Below are 16533 nucleotides of genomic sequence, written 5' to 3'. Positions count from 1 at the left end.
TTTTTCATTTCCTGTTTCTGTTAATACCCCATAACCTCATAATAGAATTGTGGAATCCAGCCTAATTGTGGAGTAGTGACCGATATAGTTAAGGTATCTTTCGATATTCCCATTCCATCCGGATTATTGCGTTGTGTTTTAACATCAGCCGGGTAGCCAGGGCTTTGTGCATCGAAATTATCTCCGACAATACTGGCATGACATGAAATGATGCCATTTGACAAGCTGATTGGCAGTTGTACTTTGTAGTAATTGGTGTAATAGGTTATTCCACCGATAACTGACATATTAACTGCCTGAATTGAGTCACTGGCTACGGCGGTCCCGTTTATCTGGACGATATCACCAAGTCTGATGACAGTGGCGTCTTGTCCGATTAAACGAGATTCAATATTTAACCCAACCAGATTAGCTAAACCAAGATTTCTTACAAAAGCATTTTTGTCTGGAATATCAGCTCCGTTCTCATTTTTTGCCAGCCGACTATTGGCGTTCGCATTAACTTTCCCTATACGAGAATCTACTTCGTTTTTGCTATAGGCGCCGACATCGTATGCAGTAAGTACAATATCTGCTAACAGTGCTTTACTATTTACTGTACGAGTTAATGGAACTTTGCCGTTTACATTATTATTGGCATCATTTGCTAACTTCCTGACTGTATGGATTTGTTGATCAATTTCTCCTCTAGTATAGGTATCTATATCAGATGCAGTAAGTGTAATGTCTGTTAACAGCGCTTTATTATTCACTGTACGAGTCATTGGCACTTTGCTATCAGCATTGTTATTGGCAGAGTTTACTAGCTCATGAATATTATCAATAAGCTGGCTGGTTTCTTCTTTATTGTAGGCATCGACATCAGCCGCCACCAGTTTAATGTCATTCACCAGCTCTTTGTTGTTGATACGGCGGGTTAACGGCACCTTGCTGTCCGCCACTTTCATGACTTGTGCATCACCGTCTTTGATCCGCGCATCGGTTTCTTCCTTGGTATAAGCCCCGACATCGGCCGCCGCCAGTTTAATGTCATTGATCAGTTCTTTGTCGTTGATGCGGCGGGTTAACGGCACCTTGCTGTCCGCCACTTTCATGACCTGCGCATCACCGTCTTTGATCCGCGTATCGGTTTCTTCCTTGGTATAAGCCCCGACATCGGCGGCGGTCAGGGTAATGTCATTGACCAGCTCTTTGTCGTTGACACGGCGGGTTAACGGCACCTTGCTGTCCGCCACTTTCATGACCTGCGCATCACCGTCTTTGATCCGCGCATCGGTTTCTTCCTTGGTATAAGCCCCGACATCGGCCGCCACCAGGGTAATGTCATTGACCAGCTCTTTATCATTGACACGGCGGGTTAACGGCACTTTGCTTTCCGCGGCTTTCAGGGCCCGCTCGGCTTCCTGCATGATCGGTGCATCGCTGTCTTTGATCAGCGTATTAGTTTCTTCCTTGCTGTAGGCCCCGACATCGGCCGCTATCAGGGTAATGTCATTGACCAGCTCTTTGTCGTTGACACGGCGGGTTAACGGCACCTTGCTGTCCGCCACTTTCATGACCTGCGCATCACCGTCTTTGATCCGCGCATCGGTTTCTTCCTTGGTATAGGCGCCGACATCGGCCGCCACCAGGGTAATGTCATTGACCAGCTCTTTATCGTTGACACGGCGGGTTAACGGCACCTTGCTGTCCGCCACTTTTATGACCTGCGCATCACCGTCTTTGATCCGCGCATCGGTTTCTTCCTTGGTATAGGCGCCGACATCGGCCGCCACCAGGGTAATGTCATTGACCAGCTCTTTATCGTTGACACGGCGGGTTAACGGCACCTTGCTTTCCGCGGCTTTCAGGGCCCGATGGGCTTCATGTAAAGCCTTCTGGGCTTCCTGCATGATCGGTGCACCGCTGTCTTTGATCCGTGTATCGGTTTCGTCCCTGGTATAGGCGCCGACATCGGCCGCTACCAGGGTGATGTCATTGACCAGCTCTTTGTCATTGACACGGCGGGTTAACGGCACCTTGCTGTCCGCCACTTTCATGATCTGCGCATCGGTTTCGTCCTTGGTATAGGCGCCGACATCGGCCGCCACCAGGGTGATGTCATTGACCAGCTCTTTGTCATTGACACGGCGGGTTAACGGCACCTTGCTTTCCGCGGCTTTCAGGGCCTGTTGGGCTTCCTGCATGATCGGTGCACCGCTGTCTTTGATCCGCGTATCGGTTTCGTCCCTGGTATAGGCGCCGACATCGGCCGCTACCAGGGTAATATCATTGACCAGCTCTTTATCATTGACACGGCGGGTTAACGGCACTTTGTTTTCCGCCACTTTCATGACCTGCTCATCACCGTCTTTGATCCGTGCATCGGTTTCGTCCTTGGTATAAGCCCCGACATCGGCCGCCACCAGGGTAATGTCATTGACCAGCTCTTTGTCATTGATACGGCGGGTTAACGGCACTTTGCTTTCCGCATCTTTCAGGGCCCGATGAGCTTCATGTAAAGCCTTCTGGGCTTCCTGCATGATCGGTGCACCGCTGTCTTTGATCCGTGTATCGGTTTCGTCCTTGGTATAGGCGCCGACATCGGCCGCTGCCAGGGTAATGTCATTGACCAGCTCTTTGTCATTGACACGGCGGGTTAACGGCACCTTGCTTTCCGCGGCTTTCAGGGCCTGTTGGGCTTCCTGCATGATCGGTGTACCACTGTCTTTGATCCGCGTATCGGTTTCGTCCTTGGTATAGGCGCCGACATCGGCCGCTGCCAGGGTAATGTCATTGACCAGCTCTTTGTCATTGACACGGCGGGTTAACGGCACTTTGCTTTCCGCGGCTTTCAGGGCCTGTTGGGCTTCCTGCATGATCGGTGCACCGCTGTCTTTGATCCGTGCATCGGTTTCGTCCCTGGTATAGGCGCCGACATCGGCCGCCACCAGGGTGATGTCATTGACCAGCTCTTTGTCGTTGACACGGCGGGTTAACGGCACTTTGCTGTCCGCCACTTTCATGATCTGCGCATCGGTTTCGTCCTTGGTATAGGCACCGACATCGGCCGCTGCCAGGGTAATGTCATTGACCAGCTCTTTGTCATTGACACGGCGGGTTAACGGCACCTTGCTTTCCGCGGCTTTCAGGGCCTGTTGGGCTTCCTGCATGATCGGTGCACCGCTGTCTTTGATCCGTGCATCGGTTTCGTCCCTGGTATAGGCGCCGACATCGGCGGCGGTCAGGGTGATGTCATTGACCAGCTCTTTATCATTGATACGGCGGGTTAACGGCACCTTGCTGTCCGCTACTTTCATGACCTGCGTATCGGTTTCGTCCTTGGTATAGGCGCCGACATCGGCCGCTGCCAGGGTGATGTCATTGACCAGCTCTTTGTCATTGATACGGCGGGTTAACGGCACCTTGCTTTCCGTCACTTTCATGACCTGCGCATCACCGTCTTTGATCCGCGTATCGGTTTCTTCCTTGGTATAGGCGCCGACATCGGCGGCAGTCAGGGTAATGTCATTGACCAGCTCTTTGTCATTGACACGGCGGGTTAACGGCACTTTGCTTTCCGCGGCTTTCAGGGCCTGTTGGGCTTCCTGCATGATCGGTGTACCACTGTCTTTGATCCGCGTATTGGTTTCGTCCTTGGTATAGGCGCCGACATCGGCCGCCACCAGGGTGATGTCATTGACCAGCTCTTTATCATTGACACGGCGGGTTAACGGCACTTTGCTTTCCGCGGCTTTCAGGGCCTGTTGGGCTTCCTGCATGATCGGTGTACCACTGTCTTTGATCCGCGTATCGGTTTCGTCCTTGGTATAGGCGCCGACATCGGCCGCTGCCAGGGTGATGTCATTGACCAGCTCTTTATCATTGATACGGCGGGTTAACGGCACCTTGCTGTCTGCCACTTTCATGACCTGCGTATCACCGTCTTTGATCCGCGCATCGGTTTCTTCCTTGGTATAGGCGCCGACATCGGCCGCTACCAGGGTAATGTCATTGACCAGCTCTTTATCATTGACACGGCGGGTTAACGGCACCTTGCTGTCCGCCACTTTCATGACCTGCGTATCGGTTTCGTCCTTGGTATAGGCGCCGACATCGGCGGCGGTCAGGGTAATGTCATTGACCAGCTCTTTATCATTGACACGGCGGGTTAACGGCACTTTGCTGTCCGCTGTCTTCACGGCCTGTTGAGCTTCATTCAGGGCCCGCTGGGCTTCCTGCATGATCGGTGCATCGCTGTCTTTAATCAGCGTATTAGTTTCTTCCTTGTTATAGGCGCCGACATCAGCGGCGGTCAGGGTGATGTCATTGACCAGCTCTTTATCATTGACACGGCGGGTTAACGGCACCTTGCTTTCCGCATCTTTCAGAGCCCGATGGGCTTCATGTAAAGCCTTCTGGGCTTCCTGCATGATCGGTGCATCGCTGTCTTTGATCAGCGTATTAGTTTCTTCCTTGCTGTAGGCGCCGACATCAGCGGCGGTCAGGGTGATGTCATTGACCAGCTCTTTGTCATTGACACGGCGGGTTAACGGCACTTTGCTGTCCGCCACTTTTATGACCTGCGCATCGCTGTCTTTAATCAGCGTATTAGTTTCTTCTTTGGTATAGGCGCCGACATCGGCCGCCACCAGGGTAATATCATTGACTAGCTCTTTATCATTGACACGGCGGGTTAACGGCACTTTGCTTTCCGCGGCTTTCAGGGCCTGTTGGGCTTCCTGCATGATCGGTGCATCGCTGTCTTTGATCAGCGTATTAGTTTCTTCTTTGGTATAGGCGCCGACATCGGCCGCTACCAGGGTGATGTCATTGACCAGCTCTTTATCATTGACACGGCGGGTTAACGGCACTTTGCTGTCCGCATCTTTCAAAGCCCGATGGGCTTCATGTAAAGCCTTCTGGGCTTCCTGCATGATCGGTGCATCGCTGTCTTTAATCAGCGTATTAGTTTCTTCCTTGCTGTAGGCGCCGACATCGGCGGCGGTCAGAGTAATGTCATTGACCAGCTCTTTGTCATTGACACGGCGGGTTAACGGCACCTTGCTGTCCGCCACTTTTATGACCTGCGCATCACTGTCTTTGATCAGCGTATTAGTTTCTTCTTTGGTATAGGCGCCGACATCGGCGGCAGTCAGGGTAATGTCATTGACCAGCTCTTTATCGTTGACACGGCGGGTTAACGGCACTTTGCTGTCCGCATCTTTCAAAGCCCGATGGGCTTCATGTAAAGCCTTCTGGGCTTCCTGCATGATCGGTGCATCGCTGTCTTTAATCAGCGTATTAGTTTCTTCCTTGCTGTAGGCGCCGACATCGGCGGCGGTCAGGGTAATGTCATTGACCAGCTCTTTGTCATTGACACGGCGGGTTAACGGCACCTTGCTTTCCGTCACTTTCATGACCTGCGCATCGCTGTCTTTGATCAGCGTATTAGTTTCTTCTTTGGTATAGGCGCCGACATCGGCCGCCACCAGGGTAATATCATTGACTAGCTCTTTATCGTTGACACGGCGAGTTAACGGCACCCATTTCTTCTTGGCATTTTCTGGATTAGCTAAATCATAGGCTTTTTGGGCTAACTCATTAGCTGATTTCACGGCTTTTGATGTTGCTGCATGAGCTTCACTGTTACTGTCTACAGCATTACTTAAGATAACAAATCCTTTGTTTTTCAGCGTGGCATCTGGATGGTTACGGCTTTCTGCATGGTTTCTGATTCTGTCCCTTACGTATCTGCGAGTTGCTAAGCCAGAAAATAATTCATCAAATGAACCTATCAAATTTATGTTATCAATAGGTAGAAGCATACGAATTGTTTGTTCATGCATCTGTGACTTGTACAGTTCAGCACAGTTTCCGACAGCAACTAGCGTACCATCTTTATCAAACAGGCCTATTTCACGGATCCACCAGCTACCCTCATCTTCTGGAAGTACCTGTTCAACAATAACTTGGTTAGGGTTTTTAGGATCAATGAATAATCTGTCAATTTCTGCGCGATGTCTTTCATTAATCAATTGAGTTTGATTAGCATTAGGTGTTGATAAATTTCCGTCGCCGACTGCCATATGTGTAATTTCAAGCTTGCTACCTGAGGTTGCAGCGTTTTCCAGCTTATTGGCACCTGAATCTGTCAACAATGAAAAATATTTCGTACTCATGTAATCCCCTTATTTATCAATGACAAGTTAATGGAGTAATTCACAAACCCGCCTGTTACAACACAAGTCCATGTAGCATTTGCCTGAGCTATAACAACTGACTGTTTAATAAGCTCATTGTTTTGGTAAACATGTGTTCGTGGAGAAATGTAGGCAGGTTCTGCCTATATGAGACATACATTGCATCTGCAAGATTAAGCGGATTAATTATCTGGAAATTCAAATTAAATCAAAATAATGAAATTTGTCAGAAATGAAAAAACCGACATAGTGTCGGTTTTTGTCAGTAAATGATGTGTATCACTGAGTGAATTATTCTTTCATCTCTTCTTCTATTTTTAGCAAGGTGATTTTCACTTTATTAATACGATGACTGGTGATTTCCAGTGGTTCAAAAAGATAATCGCCAATCTGTAGTTGTTCCCCTTGTTGTGGAATATGTTGTAGATGTTCCATCAACAGGCCTGCCAGTGTTTGGTATTCGCGTTTTTCATCCAGTGATAGTGGAACATAAAGTATCAGATCATCCAGTGGCATAAATCCATTGGCAATCCAATGCCCTTCTTCTGTGACCTGAATATCATGGCGAGCATCAATCTCTCCACTACCTACAGGCAAGTTTCCTGTGATGGTTTCCATTACATCTGTGACTGTGACAATACCTTCAACAGAGCCAAATTCATCAACAACAAAAGCAAAGTGAGTTTGTGCCTGACGGAATTGTTCTAACGCCTGAAGTAAAGAGAGAGATTCAGGGAAAATCAAAGGTTGTTGTACTAATTGCCGCAAATTAAATGTTTTATAAGTGAGTTGTTGATTAAGGATATCAATCACATGAACCACGCCCAGCGGTTCATCACTAGTTTTTTCATCCGTGACGACAATCCGGGTATGTGGTTTTTGCTCCAGTAATATAGCCAGTTTGTCAGTAGGTGAGTGAACATCAAGGTAAACCACGTCGTGGCGTGAGGTCATAATACTGCTGACTGTACGTTGTGCAAGACTAAAAACGCGGGCAATCATTTGCCGTTCTTGTGGTTCAAAAACTTCTTTATGCTCTTCATGATCCGCAATCAAACTGGAAGTATGGTTATCCAAATCCGCACTTTCACGTCTGCCATTTAAAATATGGAGGACAGCTTCTGCGGTTCTTTCGCGCAGTGAGCGGGAAGCACTCAGGAATTTTCGACGATTGAAATGGGCGAATTGATTTAATGCTTCGATCATAATGGAGAAGCCAATGGCGGCATAAAGATAGCCTTTGGGTATTTTGTAGCCAAAGCCTTCGGCTACCAGGCTGAAACCAATCATCAGTAGAAAACTGAGACACAGTATAACGATGGTAGGATGGGCATTAACAAACTTTGTCAGAGGCTTACTGGCCCATATCATCAGGATCATGGCGATGATGACCGCAGTAACCATGATACCGATATGATTCACCATACCCACAGCGGTAATAACGGAATCCAGTGAGAAAACAGCATCTAAGACAATAATCTGTACAACAACCGCCCAAAAACTTGTTCCTTTACGTTGTTGATTGGTATGCAGGATTTTTCCTTCTAGCCGTTCATTCAACTCCATTGTGGCTTTAAACAGTAGAAACATTCCCCCAATCAGCATAATTAAATCACGGGCACTGAATGGATGATCCCACAAGGTTAGCAATGGTGTTGTCAGAGAAATAAGCCAGGAAAGGCTGAATAATAAGAGCAACCTCATCAACAGAGCACAGGATAAACCAGTGAGACGCGCTTTATCTCTCTGTTTTTCAGGAAGTTTATCTGCCAGAATGGCAATAAAGATTAAGTTGTCAATTCCGAGAACAATTTCTAAAACGATAAGTGTGGCCAGACCTGCCCATATCGTTGGATCAGCGATCCATTCCATATAGTTTATTTTACCTTTTACTGTGACGGCTTATGCCGACCTCTGAATAATGAGGATTGATTGTCAAAATATCAATAGGCGATTTATTGCAGCTGGAAATTTTTTCAGCAAAAAAACAGTATCACAATATCGATTGCATCAATAACTATCCCCGATACCCATTCCTGAGTTAACATGTGATCTCATTAACAAATTGTCTACTATATTTTGTTGTACGCGATATTGTTACATGTACAACATTTTGCTAGACAGCAGGTCATTATCAGACGGGAGTTATTCATGTCCAAGCAACAGATCGGTGTTGTCGGTATGGCGGTTATGGGGCGCAATCTGGCGTTGAATATTGAAAGCCGTGGTTACTCTGTATCTATTTTTAACCGCTCCAGCGATAAAACTGATGAAGTTATTGCTGAAAATCCAGGGAAAAAATTAGTTCCAAGTTATTCCATTGAAGAGTTTGTCGATTCACTGGAAAAGCCACGTCGTATTCTGTTAATGGTTAAGGCAGGTGAAGCTACGGATAAAACCATTGCATCTCTGACGCCACATTTGGATAAGGGTGACATTCTGATCGATGGTGGCAACACCTATTTTCAGGATACTATCCGCCGTAATCGTGAATTATCCGCTCAAGGTTTTAACTTTATTGGAACAGGGGTTTCCGGTGGTGAAGAAGGTGCATTAAAAGGCCCTTCAATTATGCCGGGTGGTCAGAAAGAAGCTTATGAACTGGTTGCACCGATTTTGAAAGAGATCGCTGCTCAAGCAGATGGTGAGCCTTGTGTGACTTATATTGGCTCAGATGGAGCAGGTCACTACGTGAAGATGGTTCACAATGGCATTGAGTATGGTGATATGCAGCTAATTGCTGAAGCCTATTCTCTGCTGAAACATTCACTGAATCTGAGCAATCAGGAGCTGGCGGATGTATTCAATGGTTGGAATCAGGGTGAGCTGAGTAGTTATCTGATTGAAATTACCGCTGATATTTTCAACAAGAAAGATGAAGAAGGTAAATATCTGGTAGATGTGATCCTGGATGAAGCAGCTAATAAAGGGACTGGTAAATGGACTAGCCAGAGTTCTCTGGATCTGGGCGTTCCAGTAACGTTGATTGCTGAATCTGTCTTCGCGCGTTACATCTCTTCTATGAAAGATCAGCGAGTGGCTGCATCTAAAGTTCTGTCAGGGCCAGAAGCACAGCCATTTGAAGGTGATAAGTCAGAATTTATTGAGAAAGTTCGTCGTGCTTTGTATTTAGGTAAGATCGTTTCTTATGCGCAAGGCTTCCAGCAGTTGAAAGCATCTTCTGATGAATACAACTGGGATTTGAACTACGGTGAAATTGCCAAGATCTTCCGTGCTGGCTGTATTATTCGTGCGCAATTCCTGCAAAAAATCACGGATGCTTACAACGAAGACCAAGATATTGCTAACCTGTTGCTGGCACCTTACTTTAAACAAATCGCTGATGAATATCAGCAAGCTCTGCGCGATGTTGTTTCCTATGGTGTGCAGAATGGTATTCCAACGCCAACTTTCTCTGCGGCTATCTCTTATTACGATAGCTATCGCTCTGCCGTTTTGCCTGCCAACCTGATTCAGGCACAGCGTGACTATTTCGGAGCGCATACCTATAAGCGTATCGATAAAGAAGGTGTATTTCATACCGAATGGTTATCATAATAGTTAGATATCTATAATAAATATTTAACTTTCAAAATGATGGGGTGCTGAGTTTTCAGCACCTTTTTTGTAGCAGAATTTTTTAATAAACAATTTATAAGAAAGTAACCTCTATCTCACCAACCATTCAGCAAATTGTACCAGCCAGTGAGCCATATTTGCATCAAAAGCGTGATGCATCACAATAATGCAGATAACCACCAGCCCAATTATTACCAAAACAAAAATATTATTCATAGAATAATCACCTATTTCATCTGGTTAAATTATAGCAAAATATAAATTTTATTTAAGTTATTTCTGGTTGACTGGAGAGCATTCTAAATGTGGCTAACTCCGGCATGGTGATACCAGAGCGCCCTTCGGTGGAGTCTTGAATGTTTAATCCTGTATTTGACTCATTTAAAATAAATTTTATTTTTTTAAGGTTTGGTGAATTTCAGTTTATTTTTTAATCCTACACTAGAGGTTATTGATATCAGTCAAAATTACTGATGCAGATAAGTGACAAATTATAAATCACTTCTCGTACATCAGGATTTGAGATACCTCATTAAAATATAAGGAGTTCCTAATGGCAATATCAACTTTTTTTATCCCGCCTGTAAATAAAATCGGTATGGGATGCTTGAATGAAGCCGTTGAGTTAGTGAAAGTTTATGGTTATAAGCAGGCCTTGATTGTCACTGACTGTGTGCTGAACGAGATTGGTGTTGTTGGGAAAGTTCAGAGGTTATTGGCCGATGTAGGGATAAAAAGTGCAGTTTATGATGGAACGAATCCGAATCCAACTACAATCAATGTCGAACAAGGGCTGGCTATTCTGCGTCAGCATGATTGTGATTTTGTAATTTCTCTGGGTGGTGGTTCACCACACGATTGTGCGAAAGGTATTGCGCTGGTTGCCGCAAATGGTGGTGATATCCGTGATTATGAAGGTGTTGATCGCTCTGCAAAGCCCCAATTGCCGCTGATAGCGATTAATACTACGGCAGGGACAGCTTCCGAAATGACGCGTTTTTGTATCATCACAGATATAGATCGCCATATTAAAATGGCAATTGTGGACAAAAATGTGACCCCAATCTTATCAGTTAATGATCCTGCATTGATGATTGGAATGCCAAAAGGACTGACGGCTGCGACCGGTATGGATGCACTGACTCATGCGATTGAAGCCTATGTATCTATAGCAGCTAACCCGATCACTGATGCCTGCGCGTTGAAAGCGGTAGCAATGATCAGCCGCCATTTGCGTCGTGCTGTTGAAGATGGCAGTGATGTAGAAGCGCGTGAAAATATGGCTTATGCCCAATTCTTAGCGGGTATGGCATTCAACAATGCTTCTTTGGGTTATGTTCACGCGATGGCGCATCAATTAGGTGGTTTCTATGATCTGCCACATGGTGTCTGTAATGCGGTGTTATTACCTCATGTACAGCGCTTTAATGCCAAAGCCGCAGCATCTCGCTTGAAAGATATTGCTGCCACGATGGGAGCCGATGTTGCTAATGTCGATGATCAAGAGGGTGCGGAAGTCTGTATTCAAGAGATAAGCCGACTGGCAAAAGATGTCAATATCCCGGCGGGATTAGCTGAGCTGAATGTTAAAGCAGAAGATATCCCAACATTGTCAGCTAATGCCTTAAAAGATGCTTGTGGTTTCACTAATCCGATTCAGGCATCACATGAAGAGATTGTTGCTATTTTCGAAGAGGCAATGTAGTGATTCATAAAATTTTTAAATTTTTCATAAACTCTGGCATCTTATCTGGTAAGGGTAAGATTTAGCAAAAAGCCATTTCGTTTTATTAAGGTAAATTAACGAAGTGGCGGTTTTTTTGAACTTTTATTCCTGTTCAGAAAACTATTCCTTAAAAGTTATTCCTTAATTGAATGCCTTTTTTGCAATTGGCGAATGACACAACTGAGATCCAAATCTTGATCTTGTAGTAACACTAACAGATGATAAATCAAATCCGCAGCTTCATTGGTGAGCTCTTCTTTATCATTAACGGTTGCTGCTAATGCAGTTTCTACACCTTCTTCTCCCACTTTTTGCGCAATGCGTTTTGTCCCACTGGCATACAGGCGGGCAGTATAGGAGCTATCCGGGGACGAATTTTTTCGACTTGCTATTAACTGTTCCAGTTGGTAAAGAAAACTCCATTCTGTTTGTGCGGAAGCAAAACAGCTTTCAGTGCCTTTATGGCAGGTTGGGCCGATAGGACTGGCAAGGATAAGGAGAGTATCGTTATCACAGTCAGAGTGAATTTCAACTAATTCCAGAAAATTGCCGGAGCTTTCTCCTTTAGTCCATAACCGTTGTTTAGTGCGTGAGAAAAAGGTAACTTTGCCTGAATTTAGCGTTACATTCAGTGCTTCCTGATCCATGTAACCCATCATCAACACTGTGCCAGACACTGCATGTTGTACGATAACGGGTATGAGGTTATCGACTTTTTCCCAGTTTAATTTTTCGATTTCGTGTTGTGTTAGTGGCGGTATCGTTAACATGTTCTTATTTCAACCCCTTGTGCTGCCAGATACTGTTTCAGTTCACCGATGTTGATGATCTGTTTGTGGAAAACGGAAGCGGCTAAAGCACCATCAACATTAGCTATTTTGAAGGCGTCTAGAAAATGTATTGGAGTACCTGCACCACCGGAAGCAATCAAGGGTACAGAGCAGGCTTCTCGAACCAGTTTAAGCTGGGTGAGATCATAACCATTACGAACCCCGTCCTGATTCATCATGTTCAGGACAATTTCACCTGCTCCACGTTGTTGTATTTCTTTGACCCAATCTAATGTTTGCCATGAAGTTGCGATAGTGCGTTTTTCATCTCCGGTAAATTGGTACACTTGATAGCTATTATTCTTTTCATCAAACCATGTATCGATACCGATCACGACACACTGAACCCCATAGCGATCAGCCAGACGGTTAATCAAAGAAGGATCTGCCAAGGCAGGAGAATTAATGGAAATTTTATCTGCGCCGAATGACAAGATTTGCCCTGCATCTTCGACGGTTTTGATCCCACCAGCAACACAAAATGGGATATCGATCACCTCAGCTACTTTCGCAACCCAGCTTTTATCTACTATACGGCCATCAGAAGAAGCGGTGATATCGTAAAATACCAGTTCGTCTGCACCTTCCTGAGCGTAGCGTTGTGCAAGGGGAACGATATCTCCAATAATCTCATGATTGCGGAATTGCACCCCTTTAACCACTTGTCCATCGCGTACATCAAGGCAAGGGATTATGCGTTTTGCCAACATTGAATAGCCTCCCTCAGTGTGAATTTTCCTTCAAGTAACGCACGACCAACAATCACACCTGCAACACCAGACGCAGGCAGAGGAGAAATATCGGTGAGACTACCAATTCCTCCGGATGCTTGAAATGCAACTTGTGGATAGCGTTGACTGATTTCCTGATACAGTGAAATATTAGAACCACTTAGTGTGCCATCACGGGAAATATCGGTACATAAGACATGCTTCAGGCCAACAGGAAGATATTGTTCAACAATTTGTTCAAGTGTGGCCTTACTGTTTTCCTGCCAACCGCTGATGGCAATTTGTTTAACATCATCTGTATTGATGCGGATATCCAGTGCCAGCACGATGGCTTCTGCTCCGTAATCTTGAAACCATTGCTTAACTAATTCTGGCTGGATGACCGCAGTTGAGCCAATAACTACCCGACTTGCTCCGGCTTCAAAGAGCGTTTTGACATCGTTTTCTGAGCGGATACCTCCACCGACTTGTACCGGAATGGAAACACCCGCCAGTAGTTTACGCAACAATGTAATTTGGCGTTTAGCGGGATCTTTTGCTCCGGTCAAATCCACCAGATGCAATAGTTTGGCACCTGTTTGTTCATATTCCTGTAAACGGGATAAGGGAGAATTTCCATAATCCCGGCGTTGGTCATAATCACCCTGATGCAAACGCACAACGTTGCCATCAATTAGATCTAATGCAGGTATAATCATGCAATTACATCTCCAGAAAGTTTTTCAATAGCTGTGCCCCTGCCGCGCCGGATCGCTCAGGGTGGAATTGCACACCAAAAAAATTGTTTTTTGCAATTGCACTACTGAATGGATTGCCATAATTCGTTTGAGCAATGGTGTATTCGCCAACAGGTAGCGCATAACTGTGTACGAAATAAAAATAGGCATTGTTTTTAATATTGCGGAACAAGGGATGTCCGGCGAGAGCATTGACTTGATTCCATCCCATATGTGGTAATGGCAAACCAGAAGTTGCCATTTTTCTGACAGAAGAATCGATTAATTTGAGTAATGAGATATTGCCGCCTTCTTCGCTGGCTCCAGCCAGAAGTTGCATACCCAGACAGATACCTAATACTGGCTGAGTGAGAGAAGTGATCAGGGAGATCAACTTCCGTTGCTGAAATTGATCCATTGCAGCAGCCGCTGTGCCTACACCCGGTAAGAGCAGTTTCTCGGCTGATTTAACAATATCTGCATCACGGCTGATTACAGGTTCATAGCCTAACCGACGAACAGCATAGGTAACCGAAGCAAGATTGGCACAGCCTGTATCCAAAATAACAACTTTCATCATCATTTTCTCTTATAAGACACCTTTAGAGCTGGGCAAAGTATCGCCTTCTATGCGGATAGCTTGTCTCAGGGTGCGGCCAAAGACTTTAAACAGACTTTCAGCACGATGGTGGTCGTTCTTACCTTTCGTTTTCAGGTGTAAGGTACATCCCATTGTATAAGAGAGGGAGCGGAAAAAATGTTCGATCATCTCTGTGCTTAAATCCCCGACGCGTTGGTGTTTAAACTCAGCTTTATATTCAAGATGTGGTCGGCCGGAAATATCCAGCGCACAACGGGCAAGACATTCGTCCATTGGAAGCGTAAATCCGAAACGGGCAATACCACGTTTATCACCCAATGCTTGTTTCAGAGCTTCCCCTAACGCAAGGCCGGTGTCTTCAACAGTGTGATGATCGTCAATATAAAGATCACCATCAACTTGAATGTTCATGCGGAAACCACCATGGGTGGCGATCTGATCCAGCATATGATCAAAGAAACCGACGCCTGTATTAATGCGGCTCTCTCCTTCTCGATCCAGCCAAATTTTAATATTGATCGCAGTTTCTTTCGTTTTACGATTTACGCTGGAATAACGATCTTTACGGGTCAACTGTTCACAAATAGCTGACCAGCCCAGTAAATCAGCATGATAACGAATGCCTTGTATTCCCATCTTTCGGGCTAATTGCAGGTCAGTTTCCCTATCACCAATCACATAACTGTTTTTAGTATCCATCATGCCATCTGTCAGATATTTCTCGACCAAACCGAGTTTTGGTTTGCGGCAATTACAGTTATCTTCCGGTTTGTGAGGGCAGATTAATACCTCTTCAAACTGAATACCTTGTGAAGTAAGAACTTGCATCATCAGAGTATGAGGTGGTTCAAAATCAGCTAGCGGAAAACTGTTTGTACCTAATCCATCCTGATTAGTGACCATAACCAGTTTGTAACCGGATTTTTGCAGGGTCAGCAGAGCAGGGATCACTCCAGCTTCAAATGCCAGTTTATCAATGCGATCGACTTGATAGTCAGTTGGTGGTTCAGTAATTAATGTTCCATCGCGGTCAATAAAAAGCAATTTCTGGCTCATGGATTTTCTGTTTCCTGTACTTGTTGAGTTTGTTTGCAAAGAGTAGCAATGGCATTGACAAGCCGCTCACATTCACTACGACTGCCAACCGTAATACGTAAGCAATTTTCTAGCCCCGGTTGTTTTTGTTGATCGCGCAGGATAGTGCCCTGATCCCATAATGCTCTGAATACTAATTCAGCATTGGTGAATCTGACCAGGATATAGTTGGTTTCACTGGGAAATACCTTTTCCACTAATATCAATTCATCAAGTGCTGCTTGTAGATAAGCACGATTAGCAATAATTTCTTCTACCCGGTTTTGCATTGCTCGAATGCCTGTTGCAGTTAACGCCTGTGCAGCGATGTCTGCAACAGGCGTAGCAAGTGGATAAGGAGCAATCACTTTCAACATTAGCGCGATAATATCGGCAGAAGCCAGAGTAAATCCACAACGTAGCCCTGCTAAAGCAAAAGCTTTCGAGAGGGTTCGCAAAATCACCAAGTGTGGATACTCTTTTAGCCAGTGAATGGTAGTATTTTGCGGGCTGAATTCGATATAGGCTTCATCAATGGCAACAATGGCACGATTACGGGCAAGTTCGAGGATCTGGCGTAATGCCGCGGGATCAATCAGATTACCTGTTGGATTATTCGGGTTGCAGATATAGATCAATTTGACGCGATCCAGATTATTTTGGATTGCTGTAATATTTGGCTGCCAGTCAGCACTGCTGAGGATCTTTTTCTGCTCGACCCCGAAGGTTTCCGCACTGACACCGTACATACCATATGTTGGAGGGCAAAACAGAACGGCATCTTTACCCGGTTCGCAGAAAACGCGGATCAGCAGCTCTATGGATTCATCAGCTCCACGGCTGACAAGCACTTGTTCTGGTTGCAGGTCTGTGTAATCTGCATAGCGCTGAATAACCGTTACAGGCTGGCACTCAGGATAGCGGTTGAGAGTTTTTTCCGAGAATTGAAAATCGGGGGCGGTATGATATTCGTTGGCATTTAACCAAATATCACCGTTACCACCCAGACGACGGGCTGACATATAAGGAACTAATTTACGGATATTTTCTCTTGCCAGTGAATTGACATCAAAAACAGTGCTCATTATTGCTCC

The 16533-nt window shown here is 45.4% G+C and carries 11 protein-coding genes; 2 read left to right on the top strand and 9 right to left on the bottom strand.

Annotation, left to right across the window (positions count from 1 at the left end):
• Positions 1 to 20 precede the first annotated feature (20 nt).
• On the bottom strand, positions 21 to 6161 hold the full coding sequence (locus BDD26_RS18365; RefSeq protein ID WP_115827372.1) for a phage tail protein: 6141 nt from the start codon (positions 6159 to 6161) through the stop codon (positions 21 to 23).
• Between the two features lie 312 nt (positions 6162 to 6473).
• Complete coding sequence (locus BDD26_RS18360) at positions 6474 to 8054, bottom strand: TerC family protein (protein WP_115827371.1); 1581 nt, start codon at positions 8052 to 8054, stop codon at positions 6474 to 6476.
• 279 nt (positions 8055 to 8333) lie between these two features.
• Between BDD26_RS18360 and gndA the strand changes: the two genes are divergently transcribed.
• Positions 8334 to 9740, top strand: coding sequence for an NADP-dependent phosphogluconate dehydrogenase (gene gndA, locus BDD26_RS18355; RefSeq protein WP_115827370.1), 1407 nt, complete (start codon positions 8334 to 8336; stop codon positions 9738 to 9740).
• A gap of 111 nt (positions 9741 to 9851) precedes the next feature.
• Here the strand turns inward: gndA and BDD26_RS20600 are convergent, their stop codons facing one another.
• Positions 9852 to 9977: a hypothetical protein gene (locus tag BDD26_RS20600; RefSeq protein ID WP_255296127.1), complete on the bottom strand. Its 126-nt coding sequence runs from the start codon at positions 9975 to 9977 to the stop codon at positions 9852 to 9854.
• Between the two features lie 337 nt (positions 9978 to 10314).
• Here BDD26_RS20600 and yiaY point away from each other — a divergent pair, with 337 nt between their 5' ends.
• A complete protein-coding gene (gene yiaY, locus BDD26_RS18350) occupies positions 10315 to 11466 on the top strand; it encodes an L-threonine dehydrogenase (RefSeq protein ID WP_115827369.1) in 1152 nt (383 codons plus the stop codon).
• 155 nt (positions 11467 to 11621) lie between these two features.
• Here yiaY and hisIE read toward each other — a convergent pair whose 3' ends face one another.
• From hisIE to hisC, 6 genes are read right to left on the bottom strand one after another with little or no spacing between them, the layout of a single operon-like run.
• Positions 11622 to 12257, bottom strand: a complete 636-nt coding sequence (gene hisIE, locus BDD26_RS18345) for a bifunctional phosphoribosyl-AMP cyclohydrolase/phosphoribosyl-ATP diphosphatase HisIE (protein WP_115827368.1) — start codon at positions 12255 to 12257, stop codon at positions 11622 to 11624.
• Complete coding sequence (hisF, locus tag BDD26_RS18340) at positions 12251 to 13027, bottom strand: imidazole glycerol phosphate synthase subunit HisF (RefSeq protein ID WP_115827367.1); 777 nt, start codon at positions 13025 to 13027, stop codon at positions 12251 to 12253. The genes hisIE and hisF overlap by 7 nt, the downstream gene beginning before the upstream one ends.
• A complete protein-coding gene (gene hisA / locus BDD26_RS18335; protein WP_115827366.1) occupies positions 13009 to 13746 on the bottom strand; it encodes a 1-(5-phosphoribosyl)-5-[(5-phosphoribosylamino)methylideneamino]imidazole-4-carboxamide isomerase in 738 nt (245 codons plus the stop codon). Before hisA ends, hisF begins: the two co-directional genes overlap by 19 nt.
• Before the next feature lie 4 nt (positions 13747 to 13750).
• Positions 13751 to 14341, bottom strand: coding sequence for an imidazole glycerol phosphate synthase subunit HisH (gene hisH / locus BDD26_RS18330; protein WP_115827597.1), 591 nt, complete (start codon positions 14339 to 14341; stop codon positions 13751 to 13753).
• Positions 14342 to 14353: 12 nt separating this feature from the next.
• Entirely contained in the window at positions 14354 to 15421 is a 1068-nt protein-coding gene (gene hisB / locus BDD26_RS18325; RefSeq protein ID WP_115827365.1) for a bifunctional histidinol-phosphatase/imidazoleglycerol-phosphate dehydratase HisB, read from the bottom strand.
• A complete protein-coding gene (hisC, locus tag BDD26_RS18320; RefSeq protein WP_115827364.1) occupies positions 15418 to 16524 on the bottom strand; it encodes a histidinol-phosphate transaminase in 1107 nt (368 codons plus the stop codon). Before hisC ends, hisB begins: the two co-directional genes overlap by 4 nt.
• Positions 16525 to 16533: the final 9 nt, after the last annotated feature.

The sequence above is a fragment of the Xenorhabdus cabanillasii genome (genome assembly GCF_003386665.1).
GTDB lineage: Bacteria > Pseudomonadota > Gammaproteobacteria > Enterobacterales > Enterobacteriaceae > Xenorhabdus > Xenorhabdus cabanillasii.
Note: the sequence above shows the minus strand (reverse complement) of the source record. Positions and strands in the feature narration are given on the sequence as shown.